Source organism: Kribbella polygonati (genome assembly GCF_050320105.1).
GTDB lineage: Bacteria > Actinomycetota > Actinomycetes > Propionibacteriales > Kribbellaceae > Kribbella.
In genome coordinates this window covers 4226439-4246938 of record NZ_CP190129.1, presented here as the reverse complement: position 1 = coordinate 4246938, position 20500 = coordinate 4226439, and the positions used below count along the sequence as shown (strand labels likewise).

Here is a 20500-nt window from a genome sequence, read left to right as displayed (position 1 = left end):
CTACTCAAGCGGAATCAGCGCCGCCGCCGGCAGCGTCGGGGTTCGCGAGCCGCCGTCGGGTTCCACGGTGAGGCCGAACGTCGTCATCCCGGTCGTCGAGCCGTTGATCACCCGGGTCAGGTCGCCCGCCGCGAGGCCGATCGAGTGCGCGGTCTGCCGCGGGTCGATCATCCACAGCTGCCAGGTCCGGCCGGACGGGAGCGCCGGCAGGTCACGCAGTACGACGACCGACTTGTCCGCCCGGTCCGACGTGACGACCGTGGCCTGGCCGCCGCCGCGGACGGTGCCGTGCACGGTGTGCGCGTCGGGCTCGGCCAGTACGGCGGCCACCTGGCGGCTCGCCTGTTCCGCGCTCGTCCGGCCGCGGTACTGGTCGATCGCGATCCCGCCGCTCGCTGCGACCAGTGCGCCGGCGGCGGCGAGTGCGAGGACCGAGCGGCGGCCGAGGCGCCGCCGTACCAGAGGTGCAGGCTCGTGGACCAGCGGCGGGAGCTGGCGGACGTGCTCGATCGCGGCCATCACGCCGGCCTTGAGCGCGGGCGGCGGCGGAGTGGCGACCTGGGTGGCGAGCTTGACCGCGGCGGCCCGCAGTTCGGCGACCTCGGTCCGGCAGAACGCGCAGCCGGCCAGGTGCTCCTCGAAGCGGGCGCGTTCGTCGTCCGGCAGCGCGTCGAGGACGTACGGGCCGGTGAGGGTGTGCACGTCGGATTCGGTCATGACGCATGCCCCTTCTCAGGTCCGAGGCAGTCGCGGAGCCGGATCAGGCCGTCGCGCATTCTCGCTTTGATGGTCGGAAGCTTGGCGCCGAGCTGCTGGGCGACCTCGGGATAGCTGTAGCCGTTGTAGTACGCCAGCTCGATCGACTCGCGTTGCAGCTCGGTCAGCGTGCCGAGGCAGCGGCGTACCTGCTCGGCCTCGAGCCGGGTACTGACGGTGTCCGCGACCTGGTCGAACTCGACGTCGACCGACCGGGCGCCGACCTGTTCGGTGCGGTCGGCGGCGGCCTGCTCGGAGCGCACCCGGTCGACCGCGCGGCGGTGCGCGATGGTCAGGATCCACGAGTGCGCCGAGCCGCGGCCGGCGTCGTACCGGCCGGCCGTCCTCCAGACGTCGAGCATCACCTCCTGGGTGACCTCCTCGGACTGCGCCGGGTTCCGCAGGATCCGGCGGACCAGGCCGAACACCCAGGGCGACACCCGGTCGTAGAGCGTGCTGAACGCGGCCACGTCACCGGTCGCGGTCAGCGTCAGCAGGTCGCCGTCCGTGATCGCCCCGGCCCGCTGCCGCGGTCCGCCGGGCCACGGGAGCGCGGTGGGTTCGGTCACGATCAGCTCACCGTAGCGTTCGCGGGCATGACTGGTGTGCCTTCCTCGAAGGGTGCTGTCGGAGGTACTTCGGCACCGGTCGCGGCCCGGATGGGTTCGATCCTGGTGAAAAGTGAATGTTCGTGCACCCCTGGCGGCGTACAGTCGCCTGCCGGTCCGGAACCGTCGTGGAGAGGTGGCGCAAGTGCTTCGTCAGCTGATCGCCGGGGCCGTGGTGGCGACCACGGCCGGTACGTCGTTCCTCCTGGTGCCGGCCGCGAACGCGGCACCTGAACCGTCCGTGCAGCTCGGGGGAGTGCACGACGGCCAGGTGACGTTCGACGGGCTGACCGAGCTGGTCATCCAGCGGATCCTGGTCGGCGACGACGTGGCCGCGTCGAAGTACTTCAGCGGCAAGCCGGTCGACGACCCGGTCCGGGAGCAGCAGATCCTCACCTCGGTCCGGGCGTCCGCGGTGCAGCTCGGGATCGACCCGGACGCGACGGCGGCGTTCTTCCAGGCGCAGATCGACGCCAGCAAGGTGGTGCAGCGCGGGCTGCTCGCGTACTGGGCGGCGAACCCGGACAAGGCGCCGACGAGCGGTCCGGATCTGAACGTGATCCGGCAGAAGCTCGACGCGATCACCACCCAACTGCTGGCCGAGCTGGTCCGCGTGGATCACCTGCGTCAGAGCGGCCTGCACTGCGACATCGCGCTGGTGGTCGCCGACGCGACCGGTGCGGCCCGCCACCACCTGGACCCGCTGCACCGGCGCGCGCTGCGGACCGCTTCGACCGCGACCTGCTGATCACCCCATCCGGGCGAGGGCAGCCTCGGTCAGTTCGTACCGCAGGGGCTGCCCGGCGGCGTACCGCTCGATCTCGTCGGCCGTGATCGCACCCATCCCGAAGTAGCACTCCACGGTGGCCGCAGCCTGGTGCGGGGTGAGCAGGACGTTCGGCAGGCCGCGGAACGGGCTGTCCGACGGCAGCGGCTCCTCGTCGAACACGTCCAGCGCGGCGTCCAGCCGGCCGGACCGCAGCTCGTCGAGCAGCGCGTCCGTGTCCACCAGCCAGGAGCGGGCCGTGTTCACCAGCGCGGCGCCGTCGGGCATCAGGGCCAGCTCGCGGGCGCCGATCAGGTGGTGCGTCTCGGGCAGCGTCGGCGCGTGCAGCGCGACCACCCTGCTGGTGCGGAGCAGCTCGTCCAGGGCGATGCGCCGTACGCCGAGCCCGGCCGCCCGCTCGTCGGTGAGATAGGGGTCGTAGACAACCGCCTCGGCCCCGAGCGCGACCAGCATCCGGATGTACTCCGCCCCGGTCCGCGACGCGCCGACGACCCCGATCCGCGACGCGGTCAGCCCATGCTGCGATGGGACCGGGTCCCGCCAGCGGCCGGCGTGCATCGCGTGGTCGAACCGCTGGATCCGGTGCAGCAGGCTCAACGTGAACGCCAGCGACACCTCCGCGACCGGCTCGGCCATCGCCTGCCCGGCCTGCGTGATCCGCAGCCCGCGCCGGAACACCTCGTCGGTGACGAAGTGCTTCACCGACGACGCACTGTGCGCGACCAGCCGCAGCCGGTCCGCGTCGTCCAGCACCTCCGCGGTCAGCGGCGCCGCACCCCACGACGTGATCAGTACGTCGCTCCCGGGCAAGGCGGCCCGCAAGGCGTCGGCGTTCCCCGGATCAGGCAGTACGACGACGTCCCCGAGCGTCTCCAACCGCGCCATACTCTCCGGCGCGAACACCATCTTCAGGTACGACGGCGTCGCCGCCAGCACGATCCGCAGCTTTCCGGCCATGACCGTATTCTAGCGGCCGACGGTGAGGTGCAGCCCGAGTGTCAGCGCGAGGACGACGGCCGCAACGCCGAGCAGTCCGTCCGGGGCCAGGCCGGTGGCGAGGGCGACGCCGCCGAGGCCGCTTCCGAGGGCCGAGCCGAGGGAGATCGCGCTGCCGTTCAGCGCCATCACGATCGCGGGCGACTCCGGGGCGAGGCCGGCCAGCCGGACCTGCTGCGGTACGGCGGCGCCGCCGTTGCCGACGCCCTGGACGAAGAACCAGGTCACGCCGATGACGCCGGACGACATCAGCAGCAGCCCTGTCATCCCGAGAACCGAGTTCAGCAACAGGACGACCAGTACGACGGTGAGGACCCGCGGCGCCGCGAACCGGTCCGCCAGCCGCCCGGTGATCGCGTTCCCGAGCGCGCTGGCGACGCCGTACCCGAACATGATCGCGACGATCATCCAGCCCGCCGGGAAGGACGGGCCGAGGATCAGGACGGCGTACGTGAAGCAGGTGAAACTGCCGGCCAGCACGCCCGTCGTGACGAGCAGCCCGCCGAGCAGCCGAGGCCGTCCGAGCGGCCTGAGCTGGTCCGCGAGCCGCCCGGCCGGGAGGTGCCGGCGCGGGAGGCCGCGGAGGATGCCGGCCAGCGCGACCGTGCCCATCACGGCGACCAGGACCATCGGGTAGCGCCAGCTCGACTGCCCGATCAGCAGCCCGAGCGGTACGCCGAGCGCGGTCGCGGTCAGCAATCCGCCGAGCACGAACGACAACGCCTTCCCGCGGTGCCGGACCGGCGTCACCGCGATCACGTAACCGCTCACGGCCGCGTTCAGCAGACACGCACCGAGCGCCGCCAGCACTCGCCCGGCGAACGCCATCGGGTACGTCGTCGCGAATCCGACGACCAGGTTGCCGACGACGAACACGCCCAGCGCGGTCGCGATCGTCGTACGGCGCTCCCAGCGCGAGGTCGCCGTACCGAGTACCGGCCCGGCGAACGCCGCGGTCAACGCGAAGGCGGACATCAACTGCCCGGCCGCGGCCACGCTCACGTGCAGGTCGGCCGCGATGTGCGGCAGCAACCCGGTCAGGACGTACCCGTCGATCCCCATCGAGAACGTCGCGACGGCCAGCCACACCAGCGGCCGGTACGAGAACTCCGTTTCAACGGCGCAGGTCTCGGTCACCCTGCGGCGGCTTTTGAAGCACGAGCGACCAGCAGATGCAGCCCGACAGTGAGCGCCAGCACGACGGCGGAGACGCCGAGCAGCCCGTTCGGCGCCGCGCCCGCGGTCAGTGCGACGCCGCCGAGCGCGCTACCGATCGCTCCGCCGAGCGAGATCGCGCTGCCGTTCAGCGCCATCACGATCGCGGCCGAGTCCGGCGCCATCGAGGCCAGCCGGGCCTGCTGCGGTACGGCGCCGCCGCCGTTGCCGACCCCGGCCGAGAAGAACCACACGAGCCCCCACACCGCCGCGAGCATCGCCGGCGCGAACATCAGGGCGATCATGCCGAGAACGGCGTTCAGGAAGAGTCCGACGAGTACGACGGTCAGCACCTTCAGCGCGGTGAACTTGTCGACCAGCCGGCCCGTCACCGCATTGCCGGCCATGCTCGACACGCCGTACCCGAACATGATCGCGATCATCGCCCACTTGACGTGGAAGTGCGGCTCGAGGATCAGCGTCGCGTACGTGAAGCAGGCGTAGCTGCTGCACAGGATGCCGCTGGTGACGAGCAACCCGGCCACCAGCCGCGGCTGCCCGAGCGGCCGGAGCCGTTCGACCAGCGTGCCGCCGGGCAGATGCAGTTGGGGCAGCCGCAGCATGATGCCGACCAGCGCGATCGTGCCGACCACGGCCACCATGATCATCGGGAACCGCCAGCTCGACTGCCCGATCACCAGCCCGATCGGTACGCCGAGCGCGGTCGCGGTCATCCACCCGCCGAGCACGAACGACAACGCCTTGCCGTGGTGCTCCGCCGGGGTCAGCGCGATCACGTACCCGGTGACGGCCGCGTTCAGCAGGCTGCCGCCGAGCGCCGCGAGCACCCGGCCGCTGAGCGCGACCGGGTAGTTCGTCGCGACCGCGACCACCACGTTCCCGAGCACGAACACGCCCAGCGACAGCACGATCGTCGTACGGCGTTCCCACCGCGACGTCAGCGTGCCGAGTACGGGACCGGCGAGCGCGGCGGTGAACGCGAAGACCGACATCAGCTGGCCGGCGGCCGCCGGGGTGACCGAGAGGTCGCCGGCGATCTGCGGCAGCAGCCCGGCCAGCACGTAGCCGTCGATGCCCATCGAGAACGTCGCGACCGCGAGCCAGATGAACGGCCGGTACGAGAAGCCCTGCCCCTCCGCCGCCGAGGTGGGTCGCGTGTCAGTCATGGAGCAATCTCACCCCGAGCGGCAGGCTCGCGGCAAGAGCAATCTGATCAAATCTGTCAGGAACGACGATTTCAGGTGCAGCTCCGATCACACTTACGGAGGCTGTATTCCATAATCGTGGATCTTCCGGTAGATCGTCGCGCGGGACATCCCGAGCGATTTCGCGGCCCGGCCCTTGTGCCCGTCGTTCGCGATCAGGCTGCGGATGATCGCGTCCCGTTCGAGCGCCTCCAGCTGGCTCAGGCTGCGCCGGCTGACCGCCTGGGTCCGGCCCGGCAGGTCCGCGGGCACGATCACGCCCGCCCGGCGCCGCCGTACGACGACCTGCTGCAGCACCTGGCACAGCTCCGCCGTGTTGCCGGGCCACGCCGAGCGCAGCAGCTGCTGCATCGTGTCGGGACCGCAGGTGAGCTCGCCGTGGCTGAGCTGCTCCAGGAAGTACGGGACCAGCTCGCGGACGTCCTCGATGTGGTGGCGGAGCGGCGGGACCTCGACGGTCAGCGGGAACAGCGTGAGCAGCTCGCCGAGGTGCTGCGGCTGGTCACCGGTGAGGGTCAGCACGACCCACGGCGGCTCGGACGGCCGCCGTTCGAGCACGCCGTACAGCGCGTCCGCGAGACCGGCGACGCCGGCCGGGTCGAGCGCCTCGACGTGCTGGACGACCAGGGTCTGCACCGAGTCGTCGGACAGCTCCGCGTCGAGTTCCGCGGGGAAGCCGTCGCGGGTGGCGTCGACGATGTGGAACAGGCCCGCCTTGTTCTGCCGGTGCGCCGCCCGCGCCAGCGCGACCTTGCCGACGCCGCGCTCGCCGGTCAGCACGACCCACTGACCGGCGCGGCACGCGTTGTCGGCCTCGCGGCTGCTGCCGAGCCACGGCGCACTCCGGCCGACCAGCCCGGGCAGCACCGGCCGCGGCGGCGGGCGGTGCCCGGACTCCGGCGACCGTACGGCGAGGGCCGTCGACTGCGGGCTGACCTGGATGATCCCGGCGCCGGGCCGGGCGCCCACCGGCCGGCAGGTGATCCGGACCCAGGACCCGCTCGGCAGCTCGGTCAGGATCGCCTCGGTCGTCCCGCTCTGCAGGATCTCCGTGGCGTACGCCAGGACCGCGCGCTGGTCGTCGGTGTCCAGCGACTGGCGCGCCTTCGCGTTCATCAGCAGCAGATCCTCGTCGACCGCGATGACCAGGTCGCCGAGCCGCCGCGAGCGCTGCAGGTACGTCTCCAGCAAGGTCAGCTCGCGGGTCGAGCTGTCCTTGAGTAACGCGGCACGGATGTTCTCGGCCGTCGTCTTCGCCAGCGCCATCAGCAGCGACCCGGCGTCCTTGCGCCAGCAGGTCAGGTCGATGGCGCCGACCGTCTTGCCGTTCAGCGGATGCTTGATCGGTACGCCGGCACACGCGAGGTCCTCCAGGTCCTCCGCGTAGTGCTCGTGGCCGAACACCTGCATCGGCCCGCCGCCCTCCAGCGCGGTCCCGATCCCGTTCGTCCCGGCGAACTCCTCCGCGTAGCTGAAGCCCGGCGCCAGGTAGACCTTGTCGAGGTGCCGGGCGAGGCCGGCGTCCGCGGTCAGCCGTTGCAGCACCAGGCCGGACCTGTCGGTGAGGATGACGCTGATCGGCTGGCCGTCGAGGTTCTCGTGGAGTTTGCGCAGCACCGGGCCGGCGCTCCGGGCGAGCGGGACCTCCAGGTCCGGGTCGGCGACGTACGGCAACTGGATCCGGTCCGGCGGCAGGTTCCAGTGCTGCGACCGGACCCAGGAGGCGAGGATCGGCGGCCGGACGTCGCGGACCTCGACAGGATCGAACGTGAGGAAGTTCAGCCGGGCCGTCGCGGTCCGGAGGTTGTCGTCCGCCGTAGGTGTGAGCTCGTCCACGGGGCCTCCCTGACGCTCCCTTCGAGCGTAGTGCAGTGGGCCGCAAGCGCTGTCTCAGAATGAGACAACCGACCGCTCGCCGCTAGGTTGTGCTGGGCAGATGGAGGACGAGTCCTACAACCCGTGGTCGGTCGTACACCTGGTCTTCGAGCACCTCGCCGACGCGGGCCTGCACCCGGTCCTCGGCGCCACCGGGCATCCGGGCGAACCGGCCGCGGAACTGCTGCGCTGCCTGGGGATCCGGCCCGATCCGCAAGGCGATCAGCGGCTCACGGACGAGAAGGACGCCAAGCTGGCGGAGCTCCGGGAGACGTTCTTCGGCGATTCCTGACGGCTTCTCAATTTGAGACCTCCATCACACTCCGGCCCGGGCTGTACTGCAGGTGACAGCCGGTCACATGAGCGGGAGGAGTGCCATGAGTCGCCAGAGTGTGGCGAAGGCCCACCAGAAGATCCAGGAGTTGTCCTGGGAACCGGCGTACCACGAGCCGGTCTCCCAGTACGGCACCGACTACACGTTCCGCAAGGCCCAGAAGAAGGACCCGCTGAAGCAGGTGCTGCGGTCGTACTTCCCGATGCAGGAGGAGAAGGACCACCGGGTGTACGGCGCCTCGGACGGCGCGATCCGCGGCAACATGTTCCGCCAGGTCCAGGAACGCTGGCTGGAATGGCAGAAGCTGTTCCTGAGCATCATCCCGCTGCCGGAGATCTCCGCCGCGCGGGCGATGCCGCTGCTGTTCCGGACCGTGCCGAACCCCGAACTGCACAACGGGCAGGCCATCCAGATGATCGACGAGGTCAGGCACTCGACGATCCAGCAGAACCTCAAACGCCTGTACATGAACAACTACATCGACCCGGCGGGCTTCAACTCCAGCCTGCGGAACTTCCAGAGCGACTACTGCGGCACCATCGGCCGGCAGTTCGCCGAGGGGTTCATCACCGGTGACGCGATCACCGCGGCCAGCATCTACCTGACGATCGTGGCCGAGACCGCCTTCACCAACACGCTGTTCGTCGCGATGCCGGCCGAGGCCGCCGCGAACGGCGACTACCTGCTGCCGACGGTCTTCCACTCGGTGCAGTCGGACGAGTCGCGGCACATCAGCAACGGCTACGCGACCCTCCTGATGGCGCTCGCCGACGAGGACAACCACCAGTTGCTGGCCCGCGACCTGCGGTACGCCTGGTGGAACAACCACCGCGTCGTCGACGCGGCGATCGGCACGTTCATCGAGTACGGCACCAAGGACCGGCGCAAGGACCGCGAGTCGTACGCCGAGATGTGGCGCCGCTGGATCTACGACGACTACTACCGCAGCTACCTGGTGCCGCTGGAGAAGTACGGACTCGAGATCCCGCACGACCTGATCGAGGAGTCCTGGAACCAGATCTGGAACAAGGGCTACGTGCACGAGGTCGCGCAGTTCTTCGCCACCGGGTGGCTGGCCAACTACTGGCGGATCGACCCGATGACCGACAAGGACTTCGAGTGGTTCGAGTACAAGTACCCGGGCTGGTACGACAAGTACGGCGCGTGGTGGGAGAACTACAACCGGCTCTCCCGGCCGAACGGGCACAAGCCGATCGTGTTCGAGGACGTGGACTACGAGTACCCGCACCGCTGCTGGACGTGCATGGTGCCGTGCCTGGTCCGTGAGGACATGGTGATGGCGAAGGTCGACGGGCAGTGGCGGACGTACTGCCACGAGATGTGCAAGTGGACCGACGAGACCGCGTTCCGCCCGACGTACATGGGCCGGAACACGCCGAACATGGGCAAGCTGATCGGTCACCGCGAGTGGGAGACCCTGTACCACGGCTGGAACTGGGCCGATGTGGTGTCCGACATGGGCTTCGTCCGCGACGACGGCAAGACCATGGTCGCGCAGCCGCACCTCGACCTGGACCCGAGCAAGATGTGGACGCTCGACCACCTGCGCAAGTGCCCGCCGCTGGCGAGCCCGAACGTCCTGCTGAACGAGATGTCCGACGACGAGCGCACCGCGTTCGCCGCCCGTTACGTCAAGGGAGGCCCCGCCGGCCGCCCGGCACCAGCTGACGCCTGATGAAGCACGTCGTGAGGTTCGAACCGGTCGGCATCGAGATCGAGGTCGACGAGGACCAGACGATCCTGCGGGCGGCGGCCGAGCAGGGCGTGATGCTGATGCACGGCTGCAAGGAGGGGCAGTGCGCGTCCTGCAAGTCGTTCGTCCTCGACGGTGAGGACATCGACCTGGACCGTTACAGCACCTTCGCGCTCCCGGAGTACGAACTGGACGAGGGCTACACGCTGCTCTGCCGCGCGCACGCCTTCGAGGACCTCACGATCGAGCTGCTCAACTACGACGCGGACATGATCCGCTCCGGGCTGCCGATCCAGGAACGTACGGCCGAGGTCGTGGCGATCACCCCGGTGACCCACGACCTGCGGCACCTGGTGCTGCGGCTGACCGAGCCCGGGGAGCTGAAGTACTTCCCCGGGCAGTACGTCGACATCGCCGTCCCGGACACCGATCAGACCAGGTCGTTCTCGATGGCGAACACCTCCAGCCGAGGCGGTGTCAACGGGGAGGGGGGCGAGCTCGAGTTCGTCATCAAGGTGTACCCGGGCGGCGTGTTCTCGGAGTTCCTCGACCGGCGTCTGCGGGTCGGCGACCGGCTGGAGCTGACCGGGCCGTTCGGGGTGTTCACCCTCCGGGACAACCTCGACGCCCGGTTGGTCTTCCTCGGCGGCGGCGCCGGGCTGGCGCCGATCCTCGCGCTGCTCCGGTCGATGGCCGAGCGCGGGATCGACCGGCCGACCACGTTCTACTACGGCGCGCGGACGCCCAGGGACCTGTGCTTCGAGGAGGAGCTCCGGGCGCTGCCGCTGCCACGGTTCAAGTACGTACCGGCGCTGTCGGACGAGGACTGGGACGGCGAGAACGGCCTGATCACCGACGTAGTGAAACGGCTGGAGCCGGACCTGACCGGAGCCGACGCGTATGTGTGCGGCCCGCCGCCGATGGTCGAGGCGGCGATCCCGCTGCTCGAGCGGCTCGGCGTGGCGACCAAGCACATCTACTACGACAAGTTCACGACGACCGGCGACGCCGGTGACTCGAAGGTGCTGGAGGCAAGATGAGTACCACACAGGAAGCTGCGCCGGATTTTGGTAAAACCGAACGCAGTGTGCCCAAGCCGGTCTTCACCGACGCCGAAGCCGGCGCCCGCGAGTTCCCGGACTCGACCCTGCGGCACTACAACTACTACAAACCGCAGAAGCGCAAGCAGAGCCACTACGAGGACGTGACGGTCGACGTCCAGCCCGATCCGCGGCACTACCTCAGCCAGGGCTGGCTGTACGGCTTCGCCGACGGCCGCGGCGGCTATCCGATGGACTGGACCGTGCTGAAGGCGTGGGGCTCCGACAAGCCGTCGCCGGAACGCGGACCGGGTACGGGCGGACTGTTCGTCCAGGAATGGCCGGCCACCGGCTGGCACGAGTTCCGCGACCCGAACGAGGAGTGGGAGCTGACGCTCTACCGCTACAACTCGAACGTCGTCCGCCAGGTCACCCAGAACGTCGAGGCCGCCAAGGCGACCAAGGCCTTCGAGCAGTGGAACCCGAACTGGGTGCGGTTCGTCGAGCAGCACGTCGGCGCCTGGATGCACGTCGACCACGGCCTCGGCCTCTACCTGTACGCGAACGCGAACCGGCGCGCACCGACGAACATGCACAACAACGCGATCTCGGTGAACAGCATGCACCGGATCCGCGCCGCGCAGGACCTCGCCCTCTACAACCTCACGCTGTCGGAGGAGATCGAGGGCTTCGACGGTACGGCGCACCTGGAAACCTGGAACCACGACCCGGCCTGGCAGGGCGTCCGCGAGGTCGCCGAGGAACTGACCGCGATCGACGACTGGTGCGAGGCGATCTTCGCCGCGAACGTCGTCTTCGAACCGCTCGTCGGCGAACTGTTCCGCAGCCAACTGGTGCAGCAGGCCGCCCCGCGCAACGGCGACTTCGTGACACCGACGGTGATCGGCGCGGCGGAGTACGACTTCGCCGAACGCGACCTGCGCTACACCACCGCGATGTTCGAACTGCTCACGAACGACAAGGAGTTCGCGGACCACAACAAGGCGATCCTGGCGGGCTGGGCGAGCACCTGGACCGCGAAGGCGCTGGCCGCGGCCCGGACCCTGCAGCCGCTCTGGTCGCAGCCGGACGCCAAACCGCCGCGGTTCGAGGACGGGCTCGACCGCGTGAAGAGCCGGTTCAGCGGCATCGTCACCGCGCTGGGCCTCACCGAACCGAAGGAGTTGGCACAGTGACCACGCTGAAGACGGTCGTCGAGAGCCCGTTCAAGTCCGACAACACGGCGTCCAACAAGTGCGGTGTCACGCTGATGAACAACCAGGTCGGCGTCGTCGTCGCGGACGTCATGAAGGCCTACGACAACGTCACCGTGACGCCGTTGCCGTCGATGATCCGGGTCGACGCCGTCGGCCGGATGGACTTCGTGTACGACGACATCTCCGAAGCGCTGGGCGAGGAGCCCGGGTACTTCGACCAGGCCGAGTTCGAGGAGAACATGTCCACCCACTACGGGCGGATGGTGCACCTGGACGATCGGACGATCATGTTCGCCAACCCCGAGGACGCCGCCGACTACATCGGCTTCGACCTGACCGCATCCAGCTGACAAGGGGGTCTGTCCGTGTACGAGAAGAACGGTGAGAAGTACTTCGTGGTCGACAGCCACATGCACATGTGGAAGGCCGGCCCGGACAACTGGGTGCCGGGGGCCGAGCAGTACGCGAAGGGCTGGATCGAGTGCTTCCACGCGTACCAGGGCCTCGGGCCGAAGGAGACCCACTGGCCGATCGAGAAGTTCATGAGCTACACCGAGGACGACCTGATGAAGGACGTCTTCGAGGACGGCTACGTGGACGTGGCGATCTTCCAGCCGACGTACCTGAAGGAGTGGTACAAGGAAGGCTTCAACACCACCGAGCAGAACGCGAACCTCGGGGAGAAGCATCCGGGGATGTTCGTGCTGAACACCCGCTTCGACCCGCGCGACGGCGACGCCGGGCTGGTGGAGCTGGCGGCGAACGTCGACCGGTACGGCTCGAAGGGCGTCAAGCTCTACACGGCCGAGTGGAACGCGGGATCGCGTGGGTACAAGCTCACCGACCCGGCGGCGTACACCTACCTGGCGAAGGCGCAGGAGCTCGGGATCAAGAACATCCACGTCCACAAGGGCCCGACGATCTGGCCGCTGGACAAGGACGCGTTCGACGTCTCGGACGTCGACCACGCCGCGACCGACTTCCCGGAGCTGAACTTCATCGTGGAGCACGTCGGCCTGCCGCGGATCGAGGACTTCTGCTTCATGGCCACCCAGGAACCCAACGTGTACGCCGGTCTGTCGGTCGTCATCGGCGGCCTGATGCACGCCCGGCCGCGGTTCTTCGCCAAGGTGATGGGCGAGCTGCTGTTCTGGGTCGGCGAGGACAAGATGACGTTCGGCAGCGACTACGGGATCTGGGAACCGAAGTGGCAGGTCGAGGGGTTCGTGGACTGGGAGTTCCCGGACGATCCGGAGTTCGCGGACTACCCGCGGCTCGGGGTCGAGGGGAAGAAGAAGATCCTCGGGCTGAACGCCGCCAGGCTGTACGACCTGAAGGTTCCGAACGAACTGCAACTGAATCTGGTCGCTTCCTGATGACAGCCGTCGTCACCGAACGGGACCGGGTGCTGGACGCCTTGGGTGCCGTCCGGGACCCGGAGCTGGACGAGCCGATCACGACGCTGGGCTTCGTGTCCACCTGCGTCGTGTCGGCCGCCGGCGACGCGGTCGTCCGCCTCCGCCTCCCGACCTACTTCTGCGCCCCCAACTTCGCCTTCCTGATGGTGGCCGACGCGTACGACGCCGTCGCGGCGCTACCCCACGTGCGCACGGTGGACGTAGCCCTGGAAGACCACTTCGCCGCTACCCAGATCAATGCAGGGGTATCAGCGCGAGCTGGTTTCGTGCAGACATTCGCCGGGGAGGCGGCGGGGGAGTTGGACGAACTGCGCCGTACGTTCGTCCGAAAGTCGGTACTGGCAGGGACTGATGTCGTCTGCCGGGAACTGGTTGCTGTGGGCATCGAGCCGGTGGGGTGTGTGGTCGGGGACGTGCCGGCGACGGCGGCGCTGGAGCGGCTGCTTCGGCGGCGGGCGGAGCTCGGGCTGCCTGCCGGGCCGGACGCGCCGTTGCTGGTGGACGTGGAGACAGGAGCGCCGATCGGGCCGGGGGAGGCGGCGCGGCATCTCGGGCTGGCGCGGTTGACGCGGACCGGGATCGAGGCCAACACCGGGATCTGCAGGGGAATGCTGAGGCACCGGTACGCCGCGACCGGTGCGGGCGAGGAGGAGCTGGGATGAAGGCCGTTCGACTGCACGGGTACCACCAGCAACCAGTCGTCGACGACGTACCGGAACCGGTCGTGAAAGGCCCGCTGGACGTCGTCGTCAGGATCGGCGGCGCCGGCGTGTGCCGTACCGACCTGCACATCATCGAGGGGCAGTGGGACGCCGCGATGCACCCGGCGCTGCCCTACACGATCGGGCACGAGAACGCCGGCTGGGTGCACGAGGTCGGCTCCGCGGTCACGAACGTGCAGGTCGGCGACACGGTCATCCTGCACCCGACACCGACCTGCGGGCTGTGTCGTGCGTGTCGTGCAGGGGACGACATGCACTGCTCGAACAGCACGTTCCCGGGGCTCGACAGCGACGGCGGGATGGCGGAGTACCTGCTGACCTCGGCGCGGGCCTGCGTGAAGCTGGATCCGAGTACCCGGCCGGAGGACGTCGCGGCGCTCGCGGACGCGGGCATCACGGCGTACCACGCGGTGCGCAAGGCGCTGCCGTTGCTGCCTCCTGGTATGACGGCCGTGGTGATCGGCGCGGGCGGTCTCGGACACATCGGCGTCCAGTGCCTGGAGGCGCTGACGGCGGCGCAAATCATCGTCGTGGACCGCAACCCGGACGCGCTGAAGCTGGCCGAGCAGCTCGGCGCGGACCAGACGGTGGTTGCTGACGGCAAGCAGGTGGAGAAGGTGCTGGAGCTGACCGACGGCGCCGGGGCGCACGTCGTACTCGACTTCGTCGCCGAGCAGGGCGCGGAGCAGGACGGCTTCGCGATGACCGGCCGGGGCGGGTCGTACTTCGTCATCGGGTACGGCGGCCAGGTCCGGATCCCGACGCTGGACATCATCTCGACCGAGCGGAACATCGTCGGCAACATCGTTGGCACGTACAACGAACTGGCCGAGCTGATGGCGCTCGCGCAGGCCGGGAAGGTCACGCTGCACACCCGGACCTACCCGCTGGACGCGGCCGTCGAAGCGGTCGCCGATCTCGACGCCGGCCGGATCAGAGGCCGCGCGATCCTGGTGCCCGGAGGTAAGTGATGGCAAAGGAACTGCGATTCGGTGAAAACGCCCGGGAACTTCTGCTGGCGGGGGTGGACCAGCTCGCCGACGCGGTGAAGTCGACGCTGGGCCCGAAGGGCCGCAACGTGATCCTGGAGAAGATCACCGGCTCGCCGGTGGTCACCAACGACGGCGTCACGATCGCCCGCGAGGTGCACCTGAAGAACCAGTTCGAGAACATGGGCGCGCAACTGGTCAAGGAAGCCGCGATCAAGACCAACGACATCGTCGGCGACGGCACCACCACCGCGACCGTGATCGCGCAGGCGATCATCCGCGAGGGGATGGCCGCGATCGGTTCCGGCGGCAACCCGGTCCTGGTGAAACGGGGGATCGACCTGGCCGTCGGCAAGCTCGTCGACCGGCTCCGCGAGGTCGCGCATCCGGTGCAGACCGAGCTCGACTACGCGAGGGTCGCGGCCATCTCGGCGAACGACGACGACGTGGTCGGCGCGGTCATCGCCCGCGCGCTGCACCGGGTCGGCGACGGCGGGATCGTCACCGTCGAGGAGTCCGCCGTCCACGGGATGAGCGTGGACTTCGTCGAGGGGTTCGAGTTCGACAACGGGTACCTGTCGCCGTACATGGTGACCGACCCGGGCAGCCTGCAAGCCGTCCTGGACAACCCGTACATCCTGCTGTGCAGCGAGAAGATCACCAAGGTCCAGGAGGTGATGCCGCTGCTCGACAAGATCATGCGTGAGCCGCGGCCGCTGGTGATCATCGCGGAGAGCCTCGAAGGTACGGCGCTCAGCATGCTGGTGCACAACCACGTCAACGGGCTGTTCCAGTGCGTCGCGGTGAAGGCGCCCGGCTTCGGCGACCGGCGGCTGCACAAGCTGGAGGACATCGCCGCGATCACGGGCGGCGCGGTGTACAGCCGGCACTCCGGGTTCAGCCTGGAGACGATGACGATCGACCAGCTCGGCCGGGCGGACCAGGTGCGGGTGACGGCCGACCGTACGGCGATCGTCGCCGGCTCGGGGCACGAGCAGGACGTGACGTTCCGGGTGGCGCAGCTGCGGGCCGAGCTGGAGCGGGCGACGTTCGGCGTCGACGAGGACGTGCTGACGGAGCGGATCGGCGCACTGTCCGGCAAGGTCGCGATCATCCGGGTCGGCGCGCCGACACCGGTCGAGCTGAAGGAGCTGCAGCATCGTGTCGAGGACGCACTGTCGGCAACCCGGGCCGCGATGGCCGAGGGCATCGTCGCGGGCGGCGGGATGGCGCTGCTGCACGCATCGCCCGCGCTGGACGACCTCGACGTACAGGGCGACTACCGGATCGGCGTGGAGATCGTCCGCCGCGCGCTGCGCGAACCGGCGTACCTGATCGCCGCGAACGCCGGGTACTCCGGCGCCGAGGTGCTCGAACGCACGACCGCGATGGACGTCGACGAGGGCTTCGACGCCCTGGAGGGCCGCTACGGGAACATGCTTGCGATGGGCATCATCGACCCGCTCCGGGTGGCCCGCTCCGCCCTCCAGAACGGCGCCTCGGTCGCCGGCCTGCTGCTCACCACCAACACCCTCATCGCCGAGGAACAGACCCCGTGGGGCGGCAGCCCGTCCCTGATGACCGAGTACGGCGCGCTGGACGAAGGCCTGCACCAGCCTTCCCCCGACTCCAGCACGCCGCAGTCCCTCGGCCTCGGCCCCTCCGTCGGTTAGGAGGGCCAGCGGTACTCGACACATTCGGGCGGCGTCGGCGTCTTCGGCACCGTGTCGGTCTTCCCGTTCGGCAGCGTGACGAACACCAACGGGCAGGTCACCGTCGGCGCGCTGGGGTCGATCCCGCTGTCGGTGCCGAGCAGGTTGCCGTCGGCGTCGTACGCCCGGATCACGAAGTCGTTGCGGCCCGGATCGTCGGAGTCGTACGGTCCCCAGTCCGTACGCCCGACGGTCGGGGCGAACCAGAAGCCGTCCTGCAGTACGGCGTCGAGCGGCGACCCGCCCTTCGGCTGGACCGTGATCCGGGCGACCGTCTTCGTGTACACCCCGGCGTTCCGGGCGATTCGCATGAACGGGCTGCCGGACAACCGGGCGCCGGGACCGAAGCGGATACTCGGCTCGCTGACGACGCCGCCCGCCGTCCGGCTGCACAGCCAGTACGTGGGATGGCTCCGGTCCGGCAGTTCCGGCATCCCCTTCGGCTGCGGAAACTTCTCGATGCCGTAGCCGATCAGCCAGGTGCTGACCACCTTCGGATCCCGCACGCCGGTGAACTCGAACGCTCGTACCACCTTGAAGTCGGTGAACGGATGCGGCAGTGACTTGCTGGTGATCCGGTTCGCCTCGGTCAGGCACTGCGTGCGCAGGGTTTCGGTCTCGGCCGCCGTCAGCGCCCGGGTCGCGTTCGGCCGGGCGGCGGGCGGGGCGGTGTGCGGCTTGGTTCGTACGGCGATCATCAGACCGGCGACGACGACGAGCACGGCGGCGGCCGCGACGATCGGTGCGAGGGTGCGGCGTGGTTTGGTCTCGATGGCGGCCAGCAGGTCCGCGCGCATCCGCTCGTGGGTCTCGGGCGGCAGCGGGTGGTCGGGCCGGCGGGTGAGCAGTTCGTTCATGACAGCTTCTCCAGGGAATCCGACGGTACGACGACGCTGAGCTCGCGCAGGCGCTTCCGCGCCCGGGCGAGCCGGGACTTCACGGTGCCGAGCGGTACGTCGAGTGCGACGGCCGCCGACTGCGCGTCGAGGCCGCTCCAGAAGCACAGCTCGACGATCTCCTGCTCGTGCCGCGGCAACTTCGCCAGCAAGGCCCGCAACTGCCGGGCCTCGCGTTCGTCGTCGATCCGCGCGGCCACCCGGTCGGCGTGATCGGGCTCGTCGGTGGCCGGCACCTGCTTGTGCAGGTTCAGCCACCGGAACCGCTGCCGCCGCCGCTCGTTCCGCACCACGTAGTCGGCCGTCCGCAACAACCACGGCAACGCCGAGTCGTGCACCAGGACGACGTCGCCGCGCCGCCGCCACGCATGCAGGAACACCAGCGACGTCAGGTCCTCGGCATCGCTCCAGGACCCGATCCGCCGGAACACGAAGTTGTAGACAACCTTCGCATGCCGATCGAACAGCACCCCGAACCCGTCGGGCCCCCGCTCCCACAACTCCCCGTCACCCACCGCCACCTCCAGATCGTCCCGCGTTCACCTCCTTCATGTCCCGACCCCATACCCGGGGTCCCGTGCGTATCCGGCAAGGTCTCGTACGACGGGACCGCGGGCGGTGCCGGCCGCGGTCCCGTCCAGTGGTGATCAGCGGGTGGTGATGGTGTACGTCGCAGCTGCCGCGGGCCGCGGGCCGTTGTCGGTGCTGACGGTGAAAGTGCTCGTTCCGGGCCCAGCTGGGATGCCGGTGATCGCGCCGGTGTCGGAGTCCAAGGTGAGGCCTGCGGGCAATGCACCTCCGGTCACAGTGAACTTCCGTGTCTGGGGCGTGTTGGTGCCGAGCTTGTACTCGTACAGTGCACCGGCTCGCGCGGTCGGTGGGTTGCCGTCCAGGTGGGGGACCGGTGCCTTGACCGGCTGAGCCGCCCCGAGCGGCGCGCCGGCGGCGTCGAGCTCTTGCAGGGACCACTCGCTGTCCGGCGCGATCGTCGTCAGTTGCCAGTGTCTTTTCGTGTCGCCCAGTGCGGCGCGCTGCTCCGGCGTGAACGCGCCCGCGTTACGTGCCGACTCCCACGCGCGAACAGCTGCCAGGAGATCCCTGCCGGCTGACGTGGAGCCCAGCGACAGACTTGCGTAGTACTGACTGCCGGCGTTCCAGGACGCGGCGACCGCCAGTGCCCCGACGATCGCGTCCTTCCGGGTGGTGGACAGAGTGGTCTGGCCCATCATTCCGGGCAGGAAGTTCGCCCGGTAGAACCGGTTGTTGCGGATCACCTGGTCGAGTGAGGTGATGTTCGGTTCGCCCCAGCTCATCCGGGTCTGCACGCTCCACGTGTTCGATGAGATCCGGCTCGCCTCGCTGACGAACCCGTCGGCCGCCTTCGCGTCGAGGTCGCGGTAGAAGCCGTTCACCATCCGCGCGATCCCGTACGAACCCCAGCCGCTCTGGGACGCGGACTCGAGGCCGTCGAACGAGATCCCCTTCAGGCCGGCCTTCCCGTACAGCGTGGCGAGCCGGTCCGCGATCTCGTCGATGACACCGAGGCCGCCGATCGCGCCGCCGTACGAGTTCTTGACGACGACCTGCGCCGCATCGCCGGCGCTGTGGGCGACCGGCGTCGAAGTCCAGGCCCCGCGGGTGAGGCCGGTCAGTCGCCACTCCGTGTCGCTTACCTTCTCCTGACCGGTGTAGCTGACGAACTCGTTGCCGATCCGCAGCAGGTTCGCCGGTCCGGGGGCGAGCCGGGTGACGTCGTCGACGTACAACTGCCCGTCGCCGGGTGCGAGTGCCCGGGTCAGCCGCGGGCCAGGCCGTACGGCGAGACGCGGATCGGCCGGCGCCTTCAGGTAGGCGTCGTTCGGCTCGATGAAGTCGGACAGGGTGTGGGCGCCCATCTGCACGCCGCGCTGGTTGGCGGACCGTACCCCGGCCGCGAGCGCGTCGTCGCTGTTCTGGTAGGCGTTGCTCAGCCCGTAGTGCCCGGTCGACGCCCAGGGGCCACGCCCGCCAGTGGCGTCGTAGATCCAGTCGAGGCCCGACGCGCGGGCCAGGTCGGCATAGTCGGCGACGTTGTTCGACCCGGTGGTCAGCCAGAACTCGGAGGCCGAGCTGCCCTGGGACACCTTCTGCCATTGGCCGTTCAGCGTCGGGTGCGGCTGGCCCTCGCCGACCTCGACCTGGCTGAGGACGGTCGGAGCGAGCTCGGGAGCGCTGCCGAACACGGCCACCGACGAGCCGACGATGCCGGCGTCCGGGCCGGTCAGCGGACCGAGCTCGAAGGACGCGGAACCGTTGAAGCCGTTCCGCTCCCGCCGGGTGCGCTGTTTGCTGTAGTCGTACGTGTAGGCGCGGAGCAGGCTGCCCCACGGCGTCACGGCCGCGGCGCTCCACTCGTACATCACGTCCACCTGCAGGTCGTACGGGTTCTCGGTTACGTCGGACGCGAAGCCGTACTGCCCGTCCTCGATCGGCCAGGCGCCGACAGTCTTGTCGTTCAGCGGACGTAGGCCGAACGCGAAGCCCTGGTCGCGCACGACACCTGCTGCCTCGCCGACCTCCTGGTTGGCGTTCTTGGGGCTGATCACGGTCGGAAGCGGCCCCCAGAACGCGGTCTGTACGTCGGCGCCGCCCTTCGCATGCAGGCCGGTGATGGCGAGCGTGGTGTACGTCGGCCTCCGGACGACGCTGACCTGGACCGTTGCACTGGGCAACTTGAACTCGAGTGTCGCCGGGTCGTGCCGCTGGTCGGGCAGGACCGGTGGCGTGACGGAGGTCGGCTCCTCGAGATGCCCGTCGACCAAGAGGCTGACGAGTGGGGCGGACTTGCCCGGCGCCAGGTAGTCCTTGCCGGACCGTACGTCGGTCAGCGCGGTGACCCGGCCCGAGTTGCTCAGTGCGATCGACAGGTAGCCCGCGTCGATCCGCAGCTGTGGTGCTGTGGCGGATGCGAAGCCACTTCCGAGTGACGACATGGCGAGTGCGGCTGCGACGAGACTGGCGGTGATCCGTCTTTTCCTCACCCTCGACTCCCTTCGGGTTGATTATGCGACTACCC

General features: G+C 69.3%; 19 protein-coding genes. 10 read left to right on the top strand and 9 right to left on the bottom strand.

Features of this window, described 5'->3' with window-relative positions; genetic code table 11:
- Both ACQHIV_RS20095 and sigK read right to left on the bottom strand, forming a co-directional pair.
- On the bottom strand, positions 1 to 717 hold the full coding sequence (locus ACQHIV_RS20095; RefSeq protein WP_427896235.1) for an anti-sigma factor: 717 nt from the start codon (positions 715 to 717) through the stop codon (positions 1 to 3).
- Positions 714 to 1325: an ECF RNA polymerase sigma factor SigK gene (gene sigK / locus ACQHIV_RS20090; protein ID WP_427896234.1), complete on the bottom strand. Its 612-nt coding sequence runs from the start codon at positions 1323 to 1325 to the stop codon at positions 714 to 716. Before sigK ends, ACQHIV_RS20095 begins: the two co-directional genes overlap by 4 nt.
- A gap of 184 nt (positions 1326 to 1509) precedes the next feature.
- Here sigK and aroQ point away from each other — a divergent pair, with 184 nt between their 5' ends.
- Positions 1510 to 2112: a gamma subclass chorismate mutase AroQ gene (gene aroQ, locus ACQHIV_RS20085; protein WP_427896233.1), complete on the top strand. Its 603-nt coding sequence runs from the start codon at positions 1510 to 1512 to the stop codon at positions 2110 to 2112.
- Here aroQ and ACQHIV_RS20080 read toward each other — a convergent pair whose 3' ends face one another.
- The 4 genes from ACQHIV_RS20080 to ACQHIV_RS20065 form a co-directional block, all read right to left on the bottom strand.
- Positions 2113 to 3108 carry a hydroxyacid dehydrogenase gene (locus ACQHIV_RS20080; protein ID WP_427896232.1) on the bottom strand — a complete coding sequence of 332 codons (996 nt, stop codon included), beginning with the start codon at positions 3106 to 3108 and terminating at the stop codon, positions 2113 to 2115.
- A gap of 9 nt (positions 3109 to 3117) precedes the next feature.
- Positions 3118 to 4284, bottom strand: a complete 1167-nt coding sequence (locus tag ACQHIV_RS20075; protein ID WP_427896231.1) for an MFS transporter — start codon at positions 4282 to 4284, stop codon at positions 3118 to 3120.
- Positions 4281 to 5489 carry an MFS transporter gene (locus ACQHIV_RS20070; RefSeq protein ID WP_427896230.1) on the bottom strand — a complete coding sequence of 403 codons (1209 nt, stop codon included), beginning with the start codon at positions 5487 to 5489 and terminating at the stop codon, positions 4281 to 4283. The genes ACQHIV_RS20075 and ACQHIV_RS20070 overlap by 4 nt, the downstream gene beginning before the upstream one ends.
- A gap of 93 nt (positions 5490 to 5582) precedes the next feature.
- Positions 5583 to 7364, bottom strand: a complete 1782-nt coding sequence (locus ACQHIV_RS20065; RefSeq protein WP_427896229.1) for a sigma-54-dependent Fis family transcriptional regulator — start codon at positions 7362 to 7364, stop codon at positions 5583 to 5585.
- A gap of 100 nt (positions 7365 to 7464) precedes the next feature.
- Here ACQHIV_RS20065 and ACQHIV_RS20060 point away from each other — a divergent pair, with 100 nt between their 5' ends.
- From ACQHIV_RS20060 to groL, 9 genes are all read left to right on the top strand, one after another.
- Complete coding sequence (locus ACQHIV_RS20060) at positions 7465 to 7695, top strand: hypothetical protein (protein ID WP_427896228.1); 231 nt, start codon at positions 7465 to 7467, stop codon at positions 7693 to 7695.
- Between the two features lie 85 nt (positions 7696 to 7780).
- Positions 7781 to 9433 (top strand): hypothetical protein, encoded by a 1653-nt coding sequence (locus tag ACQHIV_RS20055; protein ID WP_427896227.1) that lies wholly within the window; start codon positions 7781 to 7783, stop codon positions 9431 to 9433.
- A gap of 11 nt (positions 9434 to 9444) precedes the next feature.
- A complete protein-coding gene (locus tag ACQHIV_RS20050; protein WP_427896226.1) occupies positions 9445 to 10491 on the top strand; it encodes an NADH:ubiquinone reductase (Na(+)-transporting) subunit F in 1047 nt (348 codons plus the stop codon).
- A 47-nt stretch (positions 10492 to 10538) separates the two neighbouring features.
- Positions 10539 to 11687 (top strand): hypothetical protein, encoded by a 1149-nt coding sequence (locus ACQHIV_RS20045; RefSeq protein ID WP_427896225.1) that lies wholly within the window; start codon positions 10539 to 10541, stop codon positions 11685 to 11687.
- Positions 11684 to 12058 carry a propane 2-monooxygenase effector subunit MimD gene (gene mimD, locus ACQHIV_RS20040; protein WP_427896224.1) on the top strand — a complete coding sequence of 125 codons (375 nt, stop codon included), beginning with the start codon at positions 11684 to 11686 and terminating at the stop codon, positions 12056 to 12058. The genes ACQHIV_RS20045 and mimD overlap by 4 nt, the downstream gene beginning before the upstream one ends.
- A 15-nt stretch (positions 12059 to 12073) precedes the next feature.
- Positions 12074 to 13084: an amidohydrolase family protein gene (locus ACQHIV_RS20035; RefSeq protein WP_427896223.1), complete on the top strand. Its 1011-nt coding sequence runs from the start codon at positions 12074 to 12076 to the stop codon at positions 13082 to 13084.
- Positions 13084 to 13788, top strand: a complete 705-nt coding sequence (locus ACQHIV_RS20030; protein ID WP_427896222.1) for an iron-sulfur cluster assembly protein — start codon at positions 13084 to 13086, stop codon at positions 13786 to 13788. Before ACQHIV_RS20035 ends, ACQHIV_RS20030 begins: the two co-directional genes overlap by 1 nt.
- Positions 13785 to 14819: an NAD(P)-dependent alcohol dehydrogenase gene (locus ACQHIV_RS20025; RefSeq protein WP_427896221.1), complete on the top strand. Its 1035-nt coding sequence runs from the start codon at positions 13785 to 13787 to the stop codon at positions 14817 to 14819. Before ACQHIV_RS20030 ends, ACQHIV_RS20025 begins: the two co-directional genes overlap by 4 nt.
- Positions 14816 to 16510: a chaperonin GroEL gene (groL, locus tag ACQHIV_RS20020; RefSeq protein ID WP_427896220.1), complete on the top strand. Its 1695-nt coding sequence runs from the start codon at positions 14816 to 14818 to the stop codon at positions 16508 to 16510. Before ACQHIV_RS20025 ends, groL begins: the two co-directional genes overlap by 4 nt.
- On the opposite strand, the gene ACQHIV_RS20015 is transcribed toward groL, so the two are convergent.
- The 3 genes from ACQHIV_RS20015 to ACQHIV_RS20005 form a co-directional block, all read right to left on the bottom strand.
- Positions 16507 to 17406, bottom strand: a complete 900-nt coding sequence (locus tag ACQHIV_RS20015) for a hypothetical protein (RefSeq protein WP_427896219.1) — start codon at positions 17404 to 17406, stop codon at positions 16507 to 16509. The genes groL and ACQHIV_RS20015 overlap by 4 nt on opposite strands.
- Entirely contained in the window at positions 17403 to 17960 is a 558-nt protein-coding gene (locus ACQHIV_RS20010; RefSeq protein WP_427896218.1) for an RNA polymerase sigma factor, read from the bottom strand. Before ACQHIV_RS20010 ends, ACQHIV_RS20015 begins: the two co-directional genes overlap by 4 nt.
- Positions 17961 to 18092: 132 nt before the next feature.
- A complete protein-coding gene (locus ACQHIV_RS20005) occupies positions 18093 to 20465 on the bottom strand; it encodes an Ig domain-containing protein (protein WP_427896217.1) in 2373 nt (790 codons plus the stop codon).
- Between the last annotated feature and the right edge of the window lie 35 nt (positions 20466 to 20500).

What these genes read in the sequence shown, in the direction of transcription:
- ACQHIV_RS20095 (WP_427896235.1), bottom strand. Translation starts at nt 717, where the DNA reads ATGACCGAATCCGACGTGCACACCCTCACCGGCCCGTACGTCCTCGAC.
- ACQHIV_RS20080 (WP_427896232.1), bottom strand. Translation starts at nt 3,108, where the DNA reads ATGGCCGGAAAGCTGCGGATCGTGCTGGCGGCGACGCCGTCGTACCTG.
- ACQHIV_RS20070 (WP_427896230.1), bottom strand. Translation starts at nt 5,489, where the DNA reads ATGACTGACACGCGACCCACCTCGGCGGCGGAGGGGCAGGGCTTCTCG.
- ACQHIV_RS20060 (WP_427896228.1), top strand. Translation starts at nt 7,465, where the DNA reads ATGGAGGACGAGTCCTACAACCCGTGGTCGGTCGTACACCTGGTCTTC.
- ACQHIV_RS20055 (WP_427896227.1), top strand. Translation starts at nt 7,781, where the DNA reads ATGAGTCGCCAGAGTGTGGCGAAGGCCCACCAGAAGATCCAGGAGTTG.
- ACQHIV_RS20030 (WP_427896222.1), top strand. Translation starts at nt 13,084, where the DNA reads ATGACAGCCGTCGTCACCGAACGGGACCGGGTGCTGGACGCCTTGGGT.
- ACQHIV_RS20025 (WP_427896221.1), top strand. Translation starts at nt 13,785, where the DNA reads ATGAAGGCCGTTCGACTGCACGGGTACCACCAGCAACCAGTCGTCGAC.
- ACQHIV_RS20015 (WP_427896219.1), bottom strand. Translation starts at nt 17,406, where the DNA reads ATGAACGAACTGCTCACCCGCCGGCCCGACCACCCGCTGCCGCCCGAG.